Raw genomic sequence first — 18,222 nt, forward strand, 5'->3', positions numbered from 1 at the left:
CGATGACCTCCTTCCCCTGGCTCACCGCCCTCGTGGTGCTGCCCGTCCTCGGTGCGGTGCTCCTGTGGGTGCTGCCCGCCGGTGCCCGCAGCCGGGCCCGCGAGCTCGCGCTCGTCGTGGCGCTCGGCGAGGTCGCGCTCGGCGTCGGCGCGCTGGCCGCCTTCGACACCGCCGACGCCGGCACCCACCAGCTCGTCGAGCAGCACGCGTGGATCCCCGCGATCGGCGCCTCCTACGCCGTCGGCGTCGACGGGGTCGGCCTCGCGCTCGTCCTCATGTCGGTGGTGCTGGTCCCGCTGGTGGTTCTCGCGGCCTGGCGCGAGCAGGGCTCCGCCGGCGCCGCCACCGACCGCCTGCGCAGCTACCTGGCCCTGGTGCTGCTGCTCGAGGCGTTCATCGTCGGGGTGTTCAGCGCGCGGGACCTGTTCCTGTTCTACGTGCTGTTCGAGGCGATGCTCATCCCCGTCTACTTCATGATCGGCGGCTACGGCGGCCCCCGGCGCGGTGCTGCCGCGGTGAAGTTCCTCGTCTACTCGCTGCTCGGCGGGCTCGTCATGCTCGCTGGCGTCATCACGCTGTACCTCGCGGGACCGGGTGGCGACGAGGGCTTCCTCGTCGAGAACCTCGTGGGGACGCAGCTGTCGACGACGACCGAGCGCCTCCTGTTCTGCTCGTTCTTCCTGGCCTTCGCCATCAAGGCGCCGATGGTGCCGGTGCACACCTGGCTGCCCGACGCCGCGGAGCAGGCGCCGGCCGGGACGTCCACGCTGCTCGTCGGGGTGCTGGACAAGGTGGGCACCTTCGGGATGCTCACGCTGTGCCTGCCGCTGTTCCCGGAGGCCTCGCGGTGGGCGGCGCCGGTCGTCGTCGCCCTCGCGGTCCTGTCGGTCCTGTATGGCGCCGTGCTCGCGATCGGGCAGCGGGACCTCATGCGCCTCATCGCCTACACCTCGGTGTCGCACTTCGGCTTCATCGTGCTCGGCATCTTCGCCCTCACGTCGACGTCCGTCGCCGGCTCCTCGTTCTACATGGTCAACCACGGCCTCTCGACGGGGGCGCTGTTCCTGCTCGGCGGGTACCTCGTCGCCCGGCGCGGGTCGCAGCGCATCGAGGACTTCGGCGGGCTGCAGCGCGTGGTCCCCGTGCTGGCGGGGCTGTTCCTCGTCAGCGGGCTGTCGGCGCTCTCGCTGCCGGGTCTGTCGACGTTCGTCAGCGAGTTCGCGGTCCTGGTGGGGACGTTCACGCGGCACCCCGCGGCGGCCGTCGTCGCCTCGCTCGGCGTGGTCCTCGCCGCGGTCTACGTGCTGTGGACCTACCAGCGGGTGTTCACCGGCCCCCGTCCCGAGACGGCGGAGCTGGCGACGATGCGCGACGTCGGCGCCCGGGAGCGCTGGGCGGTGGCGCCGCTCGTCGTCCTCATGCTCGTCCTGGGCTTCGCGCCCGGACCGGCGCTCGACCTCGTCCGACCACCCGCGCAGCTCACGCTCGAGCAGGTCGGCGAGCAGGACCCGGTCCGTCAGGGGCTCGTGGCGGACGCCGGTGGCGGCACCGACGACGGCAGCACCGGCAGCACCACAGACGGCACCGCCGATGGCAGCACCGACGGCACCGCCGATGGCACCACCGACGGCACGGACGAGGGGGGCGAGGGGTGAACGGCTTCACCGCACCGGAGGTGGCCTGGGGCGCCCTGAGCCCCGTGCTCGTCGTGCTCGGCGCCGCCGTGGTCGGCGTGCTCGTGGAGGCCTTCGTGCCGGCCCGCGCACGCCGGCTCGTGCAGGTCGTCCTGGCGCTGCTCGCGCTCCTCGGCGCGCTCGTCGCCGTCGGGTTGCTCTGGGGCGGCGTCGAGCGGACCGGCGGGACGGCCGTGCTCGGTGGGTCGCTCGTCGTCGACGGTCCGGCGCTCGTCTGCCAGGCCGTCGTGGCCGTGCTCGCGCTGCTGTCCCTGCTCGTGCTCGCGGACCGCACGCGCGCCGGCCAGGGCGCGATCGCGCCGTCGGTCGCGACCGTCCCCGGCTCCGAGGCCGAGCGGCTGGCACGCGAGAAGGGGCTGCAGCAGACCGAGGTCTACCCGCTCGTGCTGTTCGCCACCGGGGGGATGCTCGTGTTCCCGGCGGCGGGCGACCTGCTGACGCTGTTCGTCGCGCTCGAGGTGCTGTCCCTGCCGCTGTACCTGCTCTCGGGCACCGCGCGCGAGCGGCGGCTGCTGTCGCAGGAGGCCTCGCTCAAGTACTTCCTCCTGGGGGCCTTCGCCTCGGCGGTGCTGCTGTTCGGCGTCGCTTTGCTGTACGGGTACAGCGGCTCGCTGCGGTACGCGGACATCGCCGCGGCCACGGCGACGCCGTCGCCCCTCGACGGGCTGCTGGTCCTGGGGTCGGTCCTCGTGCTGGTCGGGCTCCTGTTCAAGGTCGGCGCGATGCCCTTCCACTCCTGGACGCCCGACGTGTACCAGGGTGCGCCCACGCCGGTGACGGCCTTCATGGCCGCGTGCACGAAGGTGGCCGCGGTCGGCGCCCTGCTGCGGTTCGTCTACGTCGTGGTCCCGGGCCTGCAGTGGGACCTGGCGCCCGTGCTGTGGGGCGTCGCGATCGTCACCATGGTCGCGGCGACGGTGGTCGCGATGGTGCAGACCGACGTCAAGCGGATGCTCGGCTACTCCTCGGTCGCCCATGCCGGATTCCTGCTCACGGGCGTCGTCGCGCTCGACGAGCGCGGCGTGAGCGGCACGCTCTTCTACCTCCTGGCCTACGGCGTGGCGACGGTCGGCGCCTTCGCGGTGGTCAGCCTGGTCCGTCAGGGCCGCAGCGGCGGGGCGCAGCTCGAGGCGGCGGACCTGTCGGCGTGGGACGGCCTGGCGCGCCGCAGCCCCGTGCTGGCGCTCGCGTTCTCCGTGTTCCTCCTGTCCTTCGCGGGCATCCCGCTGACGGGCGGCTTCCTCGGCAAGTTCTCGGTGTTCTCCGCGGCCGTCGACGGCGGTGCCTGGCCGCTCGCGCTCGTCGGCGTGCTGGCCTCCGCGGCGGCCGCGTACTTCTACGTGCGCGTCATCGTGCGGATGTACTTCACCCCTCCCGCCGACGAGGCCCTGCCCGCCGACGAGGTGCTGCTCGTCGACGACGCCACCGCCGGGAGCCCGTCCGACGCGGCCACCGGCACCGGAGCGACGGCCCTCGGGACCGCCGGGACGGGCACGCTCGTCGCGGCGCGGCCCGCCGCCACCCGCACCGCGGTCGCCACGTCGCAGGGGCTCACCGCCGTGACCGTGGTGGTCTGCCTGATCGGCACGGTGCTGCTCGGCGTGCTGCCCCAGCCGGTGCTCGACCTCGTCGGGTCCGCGGCGGTGTTCCTGCCGTGACCACCCGCATGACGCCCGGCGCGAGGACGACCGGCTGCTGTGACCGGCGGTGGACCGATGTGCCCGGCGCGGTCGCGGGAAAGTAGGTTCGTCCCGTGACCTCGCCGACCACCCTGCCCATCGTGGACGCCGCGCTCTCGTCGCGGCTCGAGGGGCGCATGACCGTCGTCGAGGAGCGCCTGCGCGACGTCGTCACGCAGAACGACCGCCTCGCCGACGAGGCGTCGCGGCACCTGGTCAACGCGGGCGGCAAGCGGCTGCGCCCGCTGCTGACCCTCCTCACGGCCGAGCTGGGCGACGGGTCACGTCGCGAGGTGCTCGACGCCGCCGTGGTCGTCGAGCTCACCCACCTCGCGACGCTGTACCACGACGACGTCATGGACGCCGCGCCCCTGCGCCGCGGTGCGCCGGCCGCGCACGAGGTGTGGGGCAACTCGGTGGCCATCCTCACCGGCGACCTGCTGTTCGCGCGGGCCTCGTCGACGGTGGCCGGGCTCGGCCCGGAGGCGGTGCGCATCCAGGCCGCGACGTTCGAGCGGCTCTGCCTCGGGCAGCTCCACGAGACGGTGGGGCCGAACCCCGGCGAGGACCCCGTCGACCACTACCTGCAGGTGCTGGCGGACAAGACGGCGTCGCTCATCGCCACGGCCGCGCGCTTCGGCGCCATGTTCGCGGGGTGCCGGCCGGACGTGGTCGCCACCGTGCAGGCCTTCGGGGAGACGGTCGGCGTGGCCTTCCAGCTCGCCGACGACGTCATCGACCTCACCTCCGACGCGGCGACCACCGGCAAGACGCCCGGCACCGACCTGCGCGACCGCGTCCCGACCATGCCCGCGCTGCTCCTGCGGGCCCGCGCCGCGCGCCCCGGCGCCTCCAGCGGGGACCGGGACGTCCTGGCGCTGCTCGACGCCGACCTCAGCACCGACGCCGCCCTCACCGAGGCCGTCGAGGCGCTGCGCGCGCACGACGTCGTCGAGCAGACGCGGGAGCGTGCGGTGGTGCTCGCGCGCCAGGCCGTCGAGCGGCTGGACCCGCTGCCGCCCGGCGCGGTCAAGGACGCGCTCGTCGCCTTCGCGGACTCCCTGGTCGACCGGGCGTCCTGACCGGTCCGGCGCGGTAGGGGGCGGCGTGAGCGGGGGCGTGGGCGTGGGCGACGAGCCCACCGACGGCGGGGACGTGCCGCCCGCGGACGCCTCGGGTTGGCGCCCGCACCTGCGGGTCGGCTCGGCGACGCACCCCGGGTACCGGCGGCCGGACAACCAGGACGGCGCCCTCGTCGGGCGGCGGGTGTTCCTCGTCGCCGACGGCATGGGCGGCCACGAGGACGGCGCCGCCGCCAGCGCGGCGGCGCTCCGGGCGCTGCGCCGGCTCGACGCCGACGACGGGACCGACTCGGACGTCCCCGCCGCCGCGGACTCGACCGCACCGCCCCCGGGCGGACCCGACGTGGCGGACCGCGCCGCCGCCGTCCGCGCAGCCCTCGCCGACGCGCACGCGGCGGTCGCGGCCCTGGCGACCGGACCGGACCGCGCCCCGGGCACCACCGTGACGGGCGTGGTGCTGGTGGTTCCGGGCGGGCAGGTCCCGCCGGCGTGGCTCGTCGTGAACGTCGGGGACTCGCGCACGTACCGCTGGGCGCACGGCGCGCTGGAACGGCTGACGGGCGACGACACGCTCGTCGCCGAGCTCGAGCGGGCCGGCCTCCTCACCGCCGCGGAGGCCCGCAGCGACCCGCGCCGCCACGTCATCACGCGCGCACTGGGTGCGGGGGCACCGCTGCGCCCCGGGCCGCACGACGTGCGTGCCGTGCCCGCGGCACCGGGGGACCGCGTCCTGTCCTGCTCGGACGGGCTCACGGACGAGCTCGACGACGCGCGGATCGCCGCACTGCTGGCCGAGGGCGACGACCCGCAGGCGACGGCGGAGGCGCTGGTCGCGGCGGCGCTGGCCGCCGGAGGGCGCGACAACGTCACGGTGGTCGTCGTCGACGTGACCTGAGCAGCACGCGCGTGCCGGGGTCAGGCCGCCGTGCTCGCCTCGCGCCGGGCCGCGAGGGCCGCGCGCCGCCCGTGCCGCAGGCCGTCCACCGACAGCACGACGAGCGCCGCCCACACCAGCGCGAAACCCCACCAGCGGGCCGGCGGCATCGTCTCGTGCTGGACGAGCACCCCGACGAGGAACTGCAGCGTCGGGGTGATGTACTGCAGCAGCCCGACGACGGACAGCGGCAGGCGCCGCGCCGCCGTGTTGAACAGGAGCAGCGGCAGGGCGGTGACGACCCCGGTCGACGCCAGAGCCACCGCGTTCGCCGTGCCGTGCGCGGCGAAGGTGCCCCCGCCGGTCAGGTGCAGGCCGACGAGGAACGCCAGCGCGACCGGCGCCAGCACCAGCGTCTCGACGGTCAGGCCGGGGACGGCCCCGACGGTGGCGCCGAGCCGCGACTTCAGCAGGCCGTAGAGCCCGAACGTCGCGGCGAGCGTGAGGGCCACCCACGGCAGGGTCCCGAGGCCGACGGCGATGACGAGCACGGCCAGCGCCCCGAGGCCCAGGGCCGCCCACTGCACGGGCCGCAGCCGCTCCCCGAGCACGAGCACGGCCAGGCCCACCGTGACGATCGGGTTGATGAAGTAGCCGAGCGCCGCGTCGACGGTGTGCCCCGTGAGCACGCCGAGGACGAAGACGAGCCAGTTCGCCGCCAGCAGCACCGCCGCGACGGCCAGGACGCCGAGGGTGCGCCGGTCGCGCAGCAGCGCCCGGACCGCCCCGGTCGTGCGGGTCGCCAGCACGAGGACGGTGCAGAACAGCACGGACCACACGACCCGGTGCGCGATGATCTCGACGGGCCCGGCAGGACGCAGCAGGGGGAAGTACAGGGGCATCGCGCCCCACAGCACGTACGCCCCGATCCCGGTGACCAGGCCGGTGCGGCCGGTGGTGCCCCGGGCTGCGGTCGAGGCGGCTGTCGGGGCGGGGGAGAGTCGTCCTGGCACCGCCCGACCCTACGCGGCGCGACCGGCCGAGCCCGTCGGCCTCCGGCGAGCGGTCCGAGGAGCGGAAGGAGCGCGTCCACCACATGGACGGCTCACCGGCGTACCCCATGGGCGATGTCGCAGGTCAGGCAGCCGGTGTCCACGGACAGGGACGTCTCAGGACGGGCCGGGTGAGGCTTGCCTATACTCATCGGCGGTCTCATACCGCCCGGACGCCCGTCCCGAAACGTGAGAAGAGCCGTGAGCACACCCACCCTGCGCGTCGCCGTGGTCGGCGCCGGTCCCGCCGGCATCTACGCCGCGGACATCCTGGCCAAGACCGACCTGGACGTGAGCATCGACCTGTTCGAGCGCCTCCCGGCGCCGTTCGGCCTCGTCCGCTACGGCGTGGCCCCCGACCACCCCCGCATCAAGCAGATCATCGTCGCGCTGCACAACATCCTGCAGCGGGGGGACATCCGCCTGCTGGCGAACGTCGACTACGGGACGGACGTCAAGCTCGAGGAGCTGCGCCAGTTCTACGACGCCATCATCTTCTCGACCGGCTCTATCCGCGACGCCGACCTGCCGGTCCCGGGCATCGACCTCGAGGGCTCCTACGGCGCCGCGGACTTCGTGTCCTGGTACGACGGGCACCCGGACGTCCCGCGCACCTGGCCGCTGGACGACGAGGTCGTCGCCGTCATCGGCGCCGGCAACGTGGCGCTGGACGTGGCGCGCGTGCTGGCCAAGCACGCGGACGACCTGCTGCCGACCGAGGTCCCGGCCAACGTCTACGAGCAGCTGAAGGCCTCCCCGGTCACGGACGTGCACGTGTTCGCGCGCCGCGGCCCCGCGCAGGTCAAGTTCTCGCCGCTGGAGCTGCGCGAGCTCGGGCACGTCCCGGACGTCGACGTCGTCGTGTACCCCGAGGACTTCGACTTCGACGAGGGGTCGAACCAGGCGATCAAGTCGTCGAACCAGACGAAGCAGGTCGTCAAGACGCTCACGGACTGGACGCTGCGCGAGCCGGAGGAGCTGACGGCGAGCCGCCGCATCCACCTCCACTTCCTGCACGCGCCGGTCGAGGTGCTGGGCGAGGACGGCAAGGTCGTCGCGCTGCGGACGGAGCGCACGGAGCTCGTCGGCGACGGCACGGTCCGCGGCACGGGCGAGACGCACGACTGGCCGGTCGGCGCGGTGTACCGCGCGGTGGGCTACTTCGGCTCGCCGCTGCCCGACATCCCCTTCGACGACGCGGCGGGGGTCATCCCCAACCGTGGCGGCCGCGTGGTCGACCCCGAGGGGGAGCACCTGCCCGGCATCTACGCCACGGGCTGGATCAAGCGCGGCCCCGTCGGCCTCATCGGCCACACGAAGTCGGACGCCACGGAGACCATCCGGAACCTCGCGGAGGACGTCGCCACGGGCGGGGAGGCCGCGTACACCGCCGTCGAGCGCGACCCGGAGGCCGTCACCACCTTCCTGCGCGCCCGCGGGGTCGAGCCGATCGACTGGAAGGGCTGGGAGCTGCTCGACGCGTACGAGCGGTCCCTCGGCCAGCCCCACGGCCGCGAGCGGGTCAAGCTCGTGCCGCGCGAGGACATGGTCGAGATCTCGCTCGGGCGTCGCGTCTGACGGCTGGCCGTCCCGCAGCTCCCGCCTGCGTGCCCCCTGTGCGTCCCGCCCCCGTCCCCGGGGTCGGGAACGTGCGGGGGGCACGGCGCGTTCTGACGTCGACGGTCCTGCGCGCCCGCGCGTGCGGGGCCGGCCCGACGACGGAGGAGAGCGCACCACGATGGGTCACCGGCACTACAACGGGCTGAAGACCGCCGCGCTGTTCGGCGTGCTGTGGGCCGTGCTGCTCGGCATCGGCTGGGTGGTCGGCGGGGGCACGGGCCGCTACGCGCTGCTGTTCGGGGCCATCGGCGTCGTCATGACGTTCGTCTCGTACTGGAAGTCGGACACCATCGCGATCCGCGCGATGCGGGCCCGCCCCGTCAGCGAGCTCGAGCAGCCGGCCATGTACCGGATCGTGCGGGAGCTGTCGACGACGGCCAACCAGCCCATGCCGCGGCTGTACGTCTCGCCCACGTCGGCGCCCAACGCGTTCGCCACGGGGCGCAACCCGCAGAACGCCGCCGTCTGCTGCACGGACGGCATCCTGCAGCTGCTCGACGAGCGGGAGCTGCGCGGCGTCCTCGGCCACGAGCTCATGCACGTCTACAACCGCGACATCCTCACGTCGTCCGTGGCGGCGGCCATCGCGGGCGTCGTGACGTCCCTGGCGCAGTTCGCCATGTTCTTCGGCGGCGGGGGCGACCGCGAGCGGCCGGCCAACCCCCTCGTCGGCCTGCTGCTGGCGTTCCTGGCGCCGCTGGCCGCCACGCTCGTCCAGCTCGCCATCAGCCGCACCCGGGAGTACGACGCCGACGAGGACGGGGCGCGCCTGACCGGCGACCCCCTGGCGCTGGCCTCGGCGCTGGCCAAGCTGTCCCGGGGGACGCAGGCCCGCCCGCTCCCGCAGGACCGCGAGCTCGTCAACGTCTCGCACCTCATGATCGCCAACCCGTTCCGCGGCGGCGGCATGGCGCGCATGTTCGCCACGCACCCGCCGATGGAGGACCGCATCGCGCGGCTGCAGGCCATGGCCGGCGGCCCCGCGGGCGGCATCACGCGCTACTGACCTCGTCGCGAGCACCGTGGGGCGCGACCGCGGCGACCTGCCATGACCGGACGGCCCGCGAGCCCCGCGAGGGCTCACGGGCCGTCGTCGCGTCAGCGGTCGTCCCAGCGGTCCTGGCGGCGGCCGTTCAGCGGTAGTTGACGAACTGGAGCGCCGCGTCGACGTCGGCGTCCTTCAGCAGGGCGATGGCGGCCTGGAGGTCGTCGCGGCTCTTGCTGGACACGCGCAGCTCGTCGCCCTGGATCTGCGCCTTGACGGTCTTCGGCGCCTCGTCGCGCAGGAGCTTGGCGAGCTTCTTGGCGATCTCGCTCGACAGCCCCTCCTTGATCCCGGCGACGAGCCGGTACTCCTTGCCGGACGGCTTGGGCTCGCCGTCGCCGAGGTCGAGCGCCTTGAGCGAGATGCCGCGCTTGATGAGCTTGGTCTGGAAGACGTCGAGCACGGCGAGCACGCGCTCGGGGGAGTTGGCGACGAGCAGGACGCTCTCACCGCTCCAGTCGATCGACGCGCCGACACCCTTGAAGTCGTAGCGCTGCGCGATCTCCTTGGCGGCCTGGTTGAGGGCGTTGTCGACCTCCTGCCGGTCGACCTTGCTGACGACGTCGAACGAGGAGTCCGAGGCCACGGGGCGCCTCCTGGGGTCGGGGGCCGGTGAGGCCCGCGGGACGGTGCTCCGGGCGCGTGCCCGGCCGCGGCCAGCCTGCCACGACCGCGCGCGCCGGGGCCCGTCGGCACGGGGGGCGGACGATCGCGCGGGGCTGGGGACGGTCCGCGCGCGGACCGTGTCCGCAGCACCGCGTCGCGTCGGGTAAGGTCTCCTACCGCCGCGGCGGGTTACCCGAGTGGCCAAAGGGGGCTGACTGTAAATCAGCTGGCAACGCCTACGGGGGTTCGAATCCCTCACCCGCCACCGCAGCGACGACGGCCCGGACCCGACCAGGTCCGGGCCGTCGTGCGTCGCGACTCGGCCGGGTCGGCACCGTGTCGCAACCGCGCCACGACAGGCGCCGCTGCGGGCGACCCAGCTGCACGGCCGGCCCGGCACGCACCTCCCACGAGCCCGGCGCCGGCCCGACGGCGATTTCGTGGCGGCCGCAGGGCCGTGTATCTTGGTCGACGCTGCCCCGATAGCTCAGTCGGCAGAGCGTCTCCATGGTAAGGAGAAGGTCAAGGGTTCGATTCCCTTTCGGGGCTCTGTGCACGTCCTCCAGCGGTCCCGCCCCTGCGGCGGCCGGAGGCGGTGCGCGAGGCGGGGTAGCTCAGTTGGTGAGAGCGCACGACTCATAATCGTGAGGTCGCGGGTTCGAACCCCGCTCCCGCTACCGCTCCCGGTCCCGGTGGTGCACGGCGCCACCGGGACCACCGCATGCAGCGCGTCGGCCGGCGCGTCGCGAGTCCAGCAGCAGGCGCCGCAGGCGCGAGAGGTGGCAAGGCCATGGCCAGCAAGTCCCAGGACGTCCGTCCGAAGATCACGCTCGCGTGCACGGAGTGCAAGGAGCGGAACTACATCACGAAGAAGAACCGTCGGAACAACCCCGACCGGCTCGAGATGAAGAAGTTCTGCCCGCGCGAGAACAAGCACACGGTCCACCGCGAGACCCGCTGACCCCGCGCGCCGTGGCGGTCGACCCCGGGTACGCCGGGCGGGTCTACCCGCCCACGGCGCCCTACGAGGTGGGGCGCGAGGCCCTGCGCGAGTTCGCCGAGGCCGTCGGCTCCGCGCACCCGGCCCACGTCGACGCCGCGGCGGCCCGGGCGCTCGGTCACCCGGACGTCGTCGCACCGCCCACCTACGCGGTCGTCGTCGCCCAGCGCGCCGAGGCCCAGCTCGTCCAGGACCCCGCTGCTGGGATCGACTTCAGCCGCGTCGTGCACGCCGACGAGCGCTTCACCCACCACCGGCCGATCCACGCGGGCGACCGGCTCGTGACCGTCCTGCACGTCGACGCGATCACCACCCGGGCCGGGCTGAGCATGGTGAGCACCCGCTGCGAGATCGCCGACGAGGCGGGGGAGCCCGTGGCCACCGTCCGCTCCACGCTCGCCGTCCGCGGCGACGAGGGGGCGCCGGCATGAGCGCGCCGACGCCGGCCGCCGTCCCCGTCGGCCGTCCCGCGCTCGACGATCTCGTCGTCGGGCAGGAGGTCGCCCGCGCCACGGTCGACGTCGACCGTGCGCGGCTCGTGCACTACGCGGCGGCGTCCGGGGACCGCAACCCCATCCACTGGAACGAGCGGTTCGCGCGCGAGGTCGGCCTGCCCGGCGTCATCGCGCACGGCATGTGGACGATGGGCGCGGCCGCGTCCGTCGTCACGGCGTGGGCCGGGGACCCCGGCGCAGTCGTCGACTACGGGGTGCGGTTCACGCGGCCGGTCCCGGTGCCGGACCCCGGGGCCGCCCAGGTCGAGGTCGTCGCCACCGTCGGCGCGCTCGACGCCGACGCCGGCACCGCGCGCGTCGACCTGACCGTCACCGCCGAGGGGCAGCGCGTCCTCGGGAAGGCCCAGGCGGTCGTGCGGCTCCGCTGACGGCCCTCGCGGCCGCCACCGCCGGGCGCGTGGGCGTCGGGTGGTCGGCCGGCTCCCGGGGGTGCTCCGCTCAGCCCGGTGCCCGGCCCGTCGTCGTGCCCAGGCGCTGCGTCGTCGGCAGCACGACCGGCTCCGGGTCCTCGCCGTCGAGGATCCGCGCGGCCGCCTCACCCACGGCCCGCCCCTTGTCGGCGAGCGGCTGCACCACCGACCGCAGCACGTCGGGGGCCAGCCAGGGCAGGTCGATCCCGTCGATGCCCGCCACCGAGACGTCCTCGGGCACGCGCAGGCCCAGCTCCCGCGCCGCGAGCAGGACGCCCGAGGCCAGCAGGTCGCTCTGCGCCAGGACGGCGGTCGGGCGGTCGGGCCGGTCCAGCAGCGCGTGACCTGCGGTGCGGCCGTGCTCGACGAGCGAGGCCGGCGCCTCCCACACCGCGACGGGCTCCACGCCGGCGTCCCGCACCCCGGCCAGGCGCCGCCGCGTCACCGGCCACGTCGCGGACGCCTCCCGCTCGGCGTCCACCGGCCCCTCGCGCCGGTCCCCGCGCATGGGCAGGGTGACCACCGCGACGCGCCGGTGCCCCAGCGCGACGACGTCGGCCGTCATCTCGGCGTAGCCCTGCCGGTCGGTCACCGAGACGATGGTGCCGCGCGCCGGCGGCTCGCCCTCGAGCACGACGAGCGGGACCCCGCGCCGCTCGAGCGTCCGTCGGGGCGGCTCCTCGAGCAGGCTGCCCGACAGGAGGACGGCGACGTCCATCGCCGCGGACTCCAGGAGCGGGTCGACGGCGGGTGCGCCCTCGCCCTCGGAGGCGGGGATGAGCAGGACGCCGAGCCCGAGAGGTCCCAGCGTGGAGACGAGTCCGTCGAGGAACTGGACCGACACGGGGTCGCGGAAGGCCCGCGCCAGCGCGTCGCCGACGACCACCCCCACGATGCCGGAGCGCCCGCTGCGCAGCTGGCGTCCCAGCGGGTTGGGCCCGACGTAGGACAGGGCGGCCGCCGCGTCGAGCACCTTCTGGCGGGTCGCCGGGGTGATGGGACCGGCCCCGGAGAAGGCGAGGGAGGCCGTGGAGACGGAGACGCCCGCGGCACCGGCGACGTCCGCCAGCGTCGGTCGACGCGTCCCCATGCCACCTCCGCTGCTCGGGCCGGCGGCGCGGGGCCTCCGCGCCGGCGGTCAGCCTAGCGAGGGGACCGGGCGGCGGCGGGACGTCACGCCCCCTGCGCGCGCTCCAGGCGCGCGTACCGCCCGCCCGCGGCGACGAGCCCGTCGCGCGTCCCGACCTCCACCACCCGCGCGTCGTCCAGGACGACGATGCGGTCGGCGGAGCGGATCGTCGAGAGCCGGTGGGCGACGACGAGCGTCGTCCGGCCGCGCATGAGCCGCCCGAGCGCCTCCTGCACCGCGGCCTCCGACTCGGGGTCGAGCGCGAACGTGGCCTCGTCGAGCAGGAGGATGCGCGGGTCCCGGACGAGCGCCCGCGCGATGGCGATGCGCTGGCGCTGCCCGCCGGACAGCCGCGCCCCGCGCTCGCCGACCACGGTGTCCCAGCCGTCGGGCAGGGCGTCGACGAGCCCCGCGGCGTTCGCGTCGACGAGCGCCTGCCGGATCCGCTCGTCGGTCAGGCGTGGCAGGCCGTAGGCGACGTTGTCGCGGATGGAGCCCTCGAACAGCACGGACTCCTGCGGGACGACCGAGACCCAGCGGCGGACGGTGCGCAGGTCGAGGTCGGCGGTGTCCTGCCCGTCGACGAGCACGCGCCCGGCGGTGGGCCGCAGGAACCCCAGCACGAGGTTGAGCACCGTGGACTTGCCGGAGCCCGACGGCCCGACGAAGGCCACCGTCTCGCCCGGCCGCACGTCCAGGCTGACGTCGACGAGGGCGTCCCGCGCGGCCTCCGGGTAGCGGAAGCGGACCGCGTCCAGCGTGAGCCTGCCGTGCACCTCCGCCACGCCCGCGCGGCCCTCGTTCTCCTCCAGGTCCGGCTCCTGCATGACCTCGGCGATCGAGCGCACCGACTCCAGCCCGCGCGCGCCGACGGGCAGGAGCATGAGCAGGTTCGTCAGCGCGCCGGTGAGCAGGGCGAAGTACGACGAGATCTGCACGACCTCGCCGGCCGAGACCGCCACGAGCCCCGTGAGCGAGACCCACGCGGCGAGCACGAGGCACAGGACCCCCAGCAGCTGCAGGCCGACCCAGGACATGGACGCGAAGCGCCCGTTGAGCACGTCGAGCGTGAGCCCGGCCGACCGCACGCCCTCCGCACCGGCGGCGAACGCTCGCGCGCCGTCCGCTCCAGGCCGTGCGCGCGGGTGATGGGCATGAGCGTGGCCATCTCGCCCACACGGGCCGAGAAGTGCTCGACCTCGCGCCGGAACGTGGCGTTGTACTCCCGGCTCCGCAGCCCCAGGACGTACCGCAGCACCACGGCCAGGGGGATCGTCAGCGCGTAGACCGGCAGGAACTGCGGCACGGCCAGCGCCGTCATGACGACCGCCCCGGTCACGACCATCGTCGCCGACAGCAGCGGGTGCGCGACCTGCTGCAGCATGAGCTCGACGTTCTCCACGTCGCGCACCACCTTGGTCTGCACGATGGAGGCGCTGGTGCGCGAGTGGAAGCCGATGGACATGCTCTGCAGCCGCGCGGTCAGCCCGTTCCGCAGGTCGGCGCCGATCTGCCGCACGGCGCCCATGTACCGCTTCGTGTACTGCACGTGGTTGGGGTAGTTCTGCAGCAGGGTGACGACCGCGACGGCGGCCCAGGTCCACAGCTCGCGCAGCGGCCCGCCGGCGACGAGGACGTCGATGACCTTCCCGGTGACGACGGGCATGAGCCACAGCGGCACGTCCTTGACCGCGAAGAACGCGACGGCGACGAGCACCTGGCGGCGGTGGTGGCCGAGCAGGCGGAGGACCGAGCGGAGGGGGCGGTCGCCGTCGACCGCGAGGGGGTCGAGGCGGGGGCGGGAGGGCACGGGACCATCCTGCGCCGAACGAGGGCCGCCGCGAAAGCGCTTACCACGTGGACGTCCGGCCGCCGGTGCGCCGTGGGCACGGCAGGCTGGGCGGGTGACCACCCCGACCCCGGCCGCCGCCACGTCCCTGCCCCCGCGCGTCGTCGGCCGCGCCTCGGCCGCCGTCTTCGCGGCGTTCTTCCTCGCCGGCCTGAACTTCGCCAGCTGGGCGTCCCGCCTGCCGGCCATCCGCGACGGCCTCGGGCTCAGCCAGGGGCAGGTCGGCCTGCTCCTGCTCGTCGGGTCGGTGGGGTCCCTCGTCGCGCTGCCGCTGTCCGGGCTCGTCGTCGAGCGGCTCGGCGCGCGGCGGACCGTGCTGGCGTTCGCCGTGCTCAACGCGGCCGGGCTGACGGTGGGTGCCGTGGGGGTGGCGCTCGGGCAGGTGGTGGTCGTCGCCGCCGGCCTCCTGCTGTTCGGCGTCGGCACCGGCGTGTGGGACGCGAGCATGAACATGGAGGGCGCGGCCGTGGAGCGCGCCCTGGGCCGCTCGATCATGCCGCGGTACCACGCCGGCTTCTCCTTCGGGACCGTGGCCGCGGCGGCCCTGGCGGCCGTCCTCGCGGGGCTCGACGTGCCGGTCGTCGTCCACCTGCCCGCCGTCCTGCTGCTGTCGACGGTCGCGGTGGCGGTCGCGGTGCGGTCCTTCCTCCCGGGGACGGACGAGGCCGCACCGGGGGCCGACGGGCCGGACCACGCCGGGCGCGTGGCGGACCCGGCCGCCCCGGCGGACGGGCCCCGACGCGGTGCCGGCGGTGCCCTGGACGCCTGGCGCGAGCCGCGCACGCTGCTCATCGGCCTCGTCGTCCTGGGGGCGGCACTGACGGAGGGGGCCGCCAACGACTGGGTCAGCCTCGCGGTGGTCGACGGCTTCGGCACCACCGACGCCGTGGGGGCGGTCGGCTTCGGGGTGTTCGTCACGGCGATGACCGTGGGCCGCATCGCCGGCACCCGGGTGCTCGACCGGTTCGGCCGCGTCGCCGTGCTCCGCGCGGCGGCGGTGCTGGCGATCGTGGGCCTGCTCGCCTTCTCCCTGGTCGGGCCGCTGTGGCTCGCGCTCGTGGGCGTCGTGGCGTGGGGGCTGGGCGCCGCGCTCGGGTTCCCCGTGGGCATGAGCGCTGCGGCCGACGACCCCGCCCGCGCCACCGCGCGCGTCAGCGTCGTCTCGACGATCGGGTACTCGGCGTTCCTCGCCGGCCCGCCGCTGCTGGGGTTCCTGGCCGAGCACGTGGGGTACCGCACGGCCCTCCTCGCGGTGGTCGTGCCCGTCGTGGTGAGCCTGCTCGTCGTGCGCGCGGCGGCTCCCGAGGACGGGCCCGGCCCCGCACCCGTGCGGGGCGCGTCCTAGCGGCGCGGACTAGCCTGGGCGCGTGGAGACCCCTCGCACGATCGACCTGCTCGACGCCGTCGGCGGGCTCGCGGCCGGCGGGCCCGACGCGGACGCGTGCGCCCTCCTCCCGCCGCCGCCCCTGCCGGCCGAGCTGCAGCCGTCGGCCGGGGGAGCGGGTGCCGGTGGTGCGCCGCTGCTGGCCGACCTCACGACGCTGCACGTCGGGGGACCGGCGGACCGGTACGTGGAGGCGACGTCCGAGGAGGAGCTCGTCACCGCCGTGCGCGACGCCGACGCCGCCGGCGAGCCGGTGCTGGTCCTCGGCGGCGGTTCCAACCTCCTCGTGGCGGACGCCGGCTTCCCCGGGCTCGTCGTCCGGGACGTGCGCACCGGTGTGCAGGTGCCGGACGCCTCCGCCTGCGCCGGCGTGACGCTGACCGTCCCCGCCGGGACGCCGTGGGAGGACCTCGTCGACCACGTCGTCGACAACGAGCTCGTCGGGCTCGAGGCGCTCGCGGGCATCCCCGGCTCCACGGGCGCCGCGCCCGTGCAGAACATCGGCGCATACGGCCAGGAGGTCGCGCAGACGATCGCGCAGGTGCGCGTGTGGGACCGCGGACGCGGTGCCGTCCGGACGCTGCCGCTCGTGACGCTCGCGTTCGGCTACCGCACGTCGCTGCTCAAGCGGTCGATGCAGCCGGGCTTCGCGGAGCCGGTGCGCCGCGGGGACGCGACGCCCGACCCGCGGGCGCCGTGGCGGCCGACCCCGCGCTACGTCGTGCTCGACGTGACGTTCCAGCTCCGGCCCGGGTCGCTCGGGGCGCCGGTCACCTACGCCGAGCTGGCGCGGGCGCTGGACGTCCCCGTCGGCGGTCGCGCCCCGCTCGGCGACGTGCGCGCGGCCGTCCTCGCCCTGCGGCGGGGCAAGGGCATGGTCCTGGACCCGGCGGACGCGGACACCAGCAGCGCGGGCTCGTTCTTCACCAACCCCGTGCTCGACGAGGCGGCCGCCGCCGCGCTGCCCGCCGAGGCACCGCGCTGGCCCGTGCCGGGGGAGCCGGGTCGGGTCAAGACGAGCGCGGCCTGGCTCATCGAGCACGCGGGGTTCCACCGCGGCTGGGGGCACGGCGCGGCCTCGCTGTCGACGAAGCACACGCTCGCGGTGACGAACCGCGGGGCCGCGACGGCCGCCGACGTCCTCGGCGTGGCCCGTGCGGTCCGCGACGGCGTGGCCCGGCGCTTCGGCGTCCGCCTCGAGCCGGAACCCGTGCTGGTGGGCGTCAGCCTCTGACGTCGTGGGGCGCCGCGACCCAGGCGTCGATCCCCGCCAGCAGCGCGGCGCGGACAGCCGGCGAGGCGCGCGAGGCCTGCACCGAGCCGCGCGCGAGGTCCGCCAGCGCACGGTCGTCGAACCCCTGCGCACGCGCGATGCGGTACTGGTCGACGAGCCGTGAACGGAACAGGAGCGGGTCGTCCGCGCCGAGCGCCACCGTGGCCCCCGCCGCGACCAGCGCCCGGAGCGGGACGTCGGCCTCGTCGCGGTACACCCCCAGCGAGACGTTGGACGCCGGGCAGGCCTCGAAGGCGACGCCCTCCTGCACGAGCAGGTCCAGCAGCCGGGGGTCCTCCGCGGCCCGCACCCCGTGCCCCAGCCGGTCGGGCCGCAGGTGGGTCAGCACGGCCTCGACGTGCGCGGGCCCGAGCAGCTCCCCGCCGTGCGGCACGGAGGCCAGCCCGGCCCGCCGGGCGATGGCGAAGGCCCCGGCGAAGTCCTCCGTCTCCCCGCGGCGCTCGTCGTTCGACAGGCCGAACCCGACGACCTGCCCCGGGCCGTCGCCCGCGTGCCGCGCCGCCAGCCGCGCCAGGGTCCGGGCCTCCAGCGGGTGCCGCATCCGCGACGCGGCCACGACGACGCCGACCTCGACGCCCGTGGCCCGGGCCGCGAGACGCGCCTCGTCGAGCACGATCTCGAGCGCCGGGGTCAGCCCACCGACCCACGGCGCGTACGAGGTGGGGTCCACCTGCAGCTCGAGGCGCCCGGACCCCTCGGCGGCGTCGTCCTCGACCGCCTCCCGGACGACGCGGCGCATGACCTCCTCGCCGCGGACGACGGCGCGGGCGGCGTCGTACAGGCGCTGGAAGCGGAACCACCCGCGCTCGTCTGCCGGGACGCGCAGCGGGTCGTCGTCGACGAGGGCCTCGGGCAGCCGGACGCCCCGCTCGCGCGCGAGGTCCGCGAGCGTCGCCGGGCGCATCGACCCGGTGAAGTGCAGGTGGAGGTGGGCCTTGGGCAGCAGCGACAGGTCCCGCACGCCGCCATCCTGCCAGCCGGGCGAGCGC

General features: G+C 75.4%; 15 protein-coding genes, 3 tRNA genes and 1 pseudogene. 14 read left to right on the forward strand and 5 right to left on the reverse strand.

Translation table 11 applies throughout. The features are described from left to right. Positions 1 to 2 precede the first annotated feature (2 nt). The 4 genes from BM048_RS07145 to BM048_RS07160 all read left to right on the forward strand — a co-directional run bounded on the left by BM048_RS07145 (position 3) and on the right by BM048_RS07160 (position 5,350). Positions 3 to 1,655: an NADH-quinone oxidoreductase subunit M gene (locus tag BM048_RS07145; protein ID WP_139224355.1), complete on the forward strand. Its 1,653-nt coding sequence runs from the start codon at positions 3 to 5 to the stop codon at positions 1,653 to 1,655. Continuing rightward, positions 1,652 to 3,352, forward strand: coding sequence for an NADH-quinone oxidoreductase subunit NuoN (gene nuoN, locus BM048_RS07150; protein ID WP_090031844.1), 1,701 nt, complete (start codon positions 1,652 to 1,654; stop codon positions 3,350 to 3,352). The genes BM048_RS07145 and nuoN overlap by 4 nt, the downstream gene beginning before the upstream one ends. Positions 3,353 to 3,510: 158 nt before the next feature. Beyond that, positions 3,511 to 4,455: a polyprenyl synthetase family protein gene (locus BM048_RS07155; RefSeq protein ID WP_175499378.1), complete on the forward strand. Its 945-nt coding sequence runs from the start codon at positions 3,511 to 3,513 to the stop codon at positions 4,453 to 4,455. A 25-nt stretch (positions 4,456 to 4,480) separates the two neighbouring features. Beyond that, positions 4,481 to 5,350: a PP2C family protein-serine/threonine phosphatase gene (locus BM048_RS07160; RefSeq protein ID WP_239078972.1), complete on the forward strand. Its 870-nt coding sequence runs from the start codon at positions 4,481 to 4,483 to the stop codon at positions 5,348 to 5,350. 20 nt (positions 5,351 to 5,370) lie between these two features. Here the strand turns inward: BM048_RS07160 and rarD are convergent, their stop codons facing one another. Continuing rightward, positions 5,371 to 6,342, reverse strand: coding sequence for an EamA family transporter RarD (rarD, locus tag BM048_RS07165; protein ID WP_090031848.1), 972 nt, complete (start codon positions 6,340 to 6,342; stop codon positions 5,371 to 5,373). Between the two features lie 240 nt (positions 6,343 to 6,582). On the opposite strand from rarD, the gene BM048_RS07170 reads away from it, so the two are divergent. Then, the gene (locus BM048_RS07170) at positions 6,583 to 7,959 is read left to right on the forward strand and encodes an FAD-dependent oxidoreductase (protein ID WP_090031850.1); all 1,377 of its coding nucleotides are present in this window, start codon (positions 6,583 to 6,585) and stop codon (positions 7,957 to 7,959) included. A gap of 160 nt (positions 7,960 to 8,119) precedes the next feature. Next, complete coding sequence (htpX, locus tag BM048_RS07175; RefSeq protein ID WP_090031854.1) at positions 8,120 to 9,007, forward strand: zinc metalloprotease HtpX; 888 nt, start codon at positions 8,120 to 8,122, stop codon at positions 9,005 to 9,007. A gap of 127 nt (positions 9,008 to 9,134) precedes the next feature. Here the strand turns inward: htpX and BM048_RS07180 are convergent, their stop codons facing one another. Further along, positions 9,135 to 9,632 carry a YajQ family cyclic di-GMP-binding protein gene (locus tag BM048_RS07180; protein WP_090031856.1) on the reverse strand — a complete coding sequence of 166 codons (498 nt, stop codon included), beginning with the start codon at positions 9,630 to 9,632 and terminating at the stop codon, positions 9,135 to 9,137. Positions 9,633 to 9,835: 203 nt separating this feature from the next. On the opposite strand from BM048_RS07180, the gene BM048_RS07185 reads away from it, so the two are divergent. The 6 genes from BM048_RS07185 (at position 9,836) to BM048_RS07210 (ending at position 11,535) form a co-directional block, all read left to right on the forward strand. After that, positions 9,836 to 9,917 (forward strand) — tRNA-Tyr (locus BM048_RS07185). A gap of 211 nt (positions 9,918 to 10,128) precedes the next feature. Further along, a tRNA-Thr gene (locus BM048_RS07190) sits at positions 10,129 to 10,201 on the forward strand. 54 nt (positions 10,202 to 10,255) lie between these two features. Beyond that, positions 10,256 to 10,329, forward strand: a tRNA-Met gene (locus tag BM048_RS07195). Between the two features lie 113 nt (positions 10,330 to 10,442). Then, entirely contained in the window at positions 10,443 to 10,613 is a 171-nt protein-coding gene (rpmG, locus tag BM048_RS07200; RefSeq protein ID WP_090031858.1) for a 50S ribosomal protein L33, read from the forward strand. Positions 10,614 to 10,624: 11 nt separating this feature from the next. Continuing rightward, on the forward strand, positions 10,625 to 11,083 hold the full coding sequence (locus BM048_RS07205; protein ID WP_090031860.1) for an FAS1-like dehydratase domain-containing protein: 459 nt from the start codon (positions 10,625 to 10,627) through the stop codon (positions 11,081 to 11,083). Then, positions 11,080 to 11,535 (forward strand): MaoC family dehydratase, encoded by a 456-nt coding sequence (locus tag BM048_RS07210; RefSeq protein WP_090031862.1) that lies wholly within the window; start codon positions 11,080 to 11,082, stop codon positions 11,533 to 11,535. The genes BM048_RS07205 and BM048_RS07210 overlap by 4 nt, the downstream gene beginning before the upstream one ends. Before the next feature lie 70 nt (positions 11,536 to 11,605). On the opposite strand, the gene BM048_RS07215 is transcribed toward BM048_RS07210, so the two are convergent. Further along, positions 11,606 to 12,667 carry a LacI family DNA-binding transcriptional regulator gene (locus BM048_RS07215; RefSeq protein WP_090031864.1) on the reverse strand — a complete coding sequence of 354 codons (1,062 nt, stop codon included), beginning with the start codon at positions 12,665 to 12,667 and terminating at the stop codon, positions 11,606 to 11,608. Between the two features lie 83 nt (positions 12,668 to 12,750). After that, positions 12,751 to 14,516: pseudogene (locus BM048_RS07220) on the reverse strand (ABC transporter ATP-binding protein). A 94-nt stretch (positions 14,517 to 14,610) separates the two neighbouring features. Here BM048_RS07220 and BM048_RS07225 point away from each other — a divergent pair. Both BM048_RS07225 and BM048_RS07230 read left to right on the forward strand, forming a co-directional pair. Next, positions 14,611 to 15,900, forward strand: a complete 1,290-nt coding sequence (locus BM048_RS07225; RefSeq protein WP_090031865.1) for an MFS transporter — start codon at positions 14,611 to 14,613, stop codon at positions 15,898 to 15,900. Between the two features lie 133 nt (positions 15,901 to 16,033). Then, positions 16,034 to 17,173 (forward strand): UDP-N-acetylmuramate dehydrogenase, encoded by a 1,140-nt coding sequence (locus BM048_RS07230; RefSeq protein WP_090032110.1) that lies wholly within the window; start codon positions 16,034 to 16,036, stop codon positions 17,171 to 17,173. Here the strand turns inward: BM048_RS07230 and BM048_RS07235 are convergent. Further along, the gene (locus tag BM048_RS07235) at positions 17,163 to 18,194 is read right to left on the reverse strand and encodes an adenosine deaminase (RefSeq protein ID WP_090031867.1); all 1,032 of its coding nucleotides are present in this window, start codon (positions 18,192 to 18,194) and stop codon (positions 17,163 to 17,165) included. The genes BM048_RS07230 and BM048_RS07235 overlap by 11 nt on opposite strands. Positions 18,195 to 18,222 lie beyond the last annotated feature (28 nt).

The organism is Cellulomonas marina (genome assembly GCF_900111925.1).
GTDB lineage: Bacteria > Actinomycetota > Actinomycetes > Actinomycetales > Cellulomonadaceae > Cellulomonas > Cellulomonas marina.

Excerpts from the sequence above, each read along its gene's own strand:
- htpX (WP_090031854.1), top strand. The coding sequence starts at position 8,120 with ATGGGTCACCGGCACTACAACGGGCTGAAGACCGCCGCGCTGTTCGGC.
- BM048_RS07215 (WP_090031864.1), bottom strand. The coding sequence starts at position 12,667 with ATGGGGACGCGTCGACCGACGCTGGCGGACGTCGCCGGTGCCGCGGGC.
- rpmG (WP_090031858.1), top strand. The coding sequence starts at position 10,443 with ATGGCCAGCAAGTCCCAGGACGTCCGTCCGAAGATCACGCTCGCGTGC.
- BM048_RS07155 (WP_175499378.1), top strand. The coding sequence starts at position 3,511 with ATGACCGTCGTCGAGGAGCGCCTGCGCGACGTCGTCACGCAGAACGAC.
- BM048_RS07145 (WP_139224355.1), top strand. The coding sequence starts at position 3 with ATGACCTCCTTCCCCTGGCTCACCGCCCTCGTGGTGCTGCCCGTCCTC.
- BM048_RS07210 (WP_090031862.1), top strand. The coding sequence starts at position 11,080 with ATGAGCGCGCCGACGCCGGCCGCCGTCCCCGTCGGCCGTCCCGCGCTC.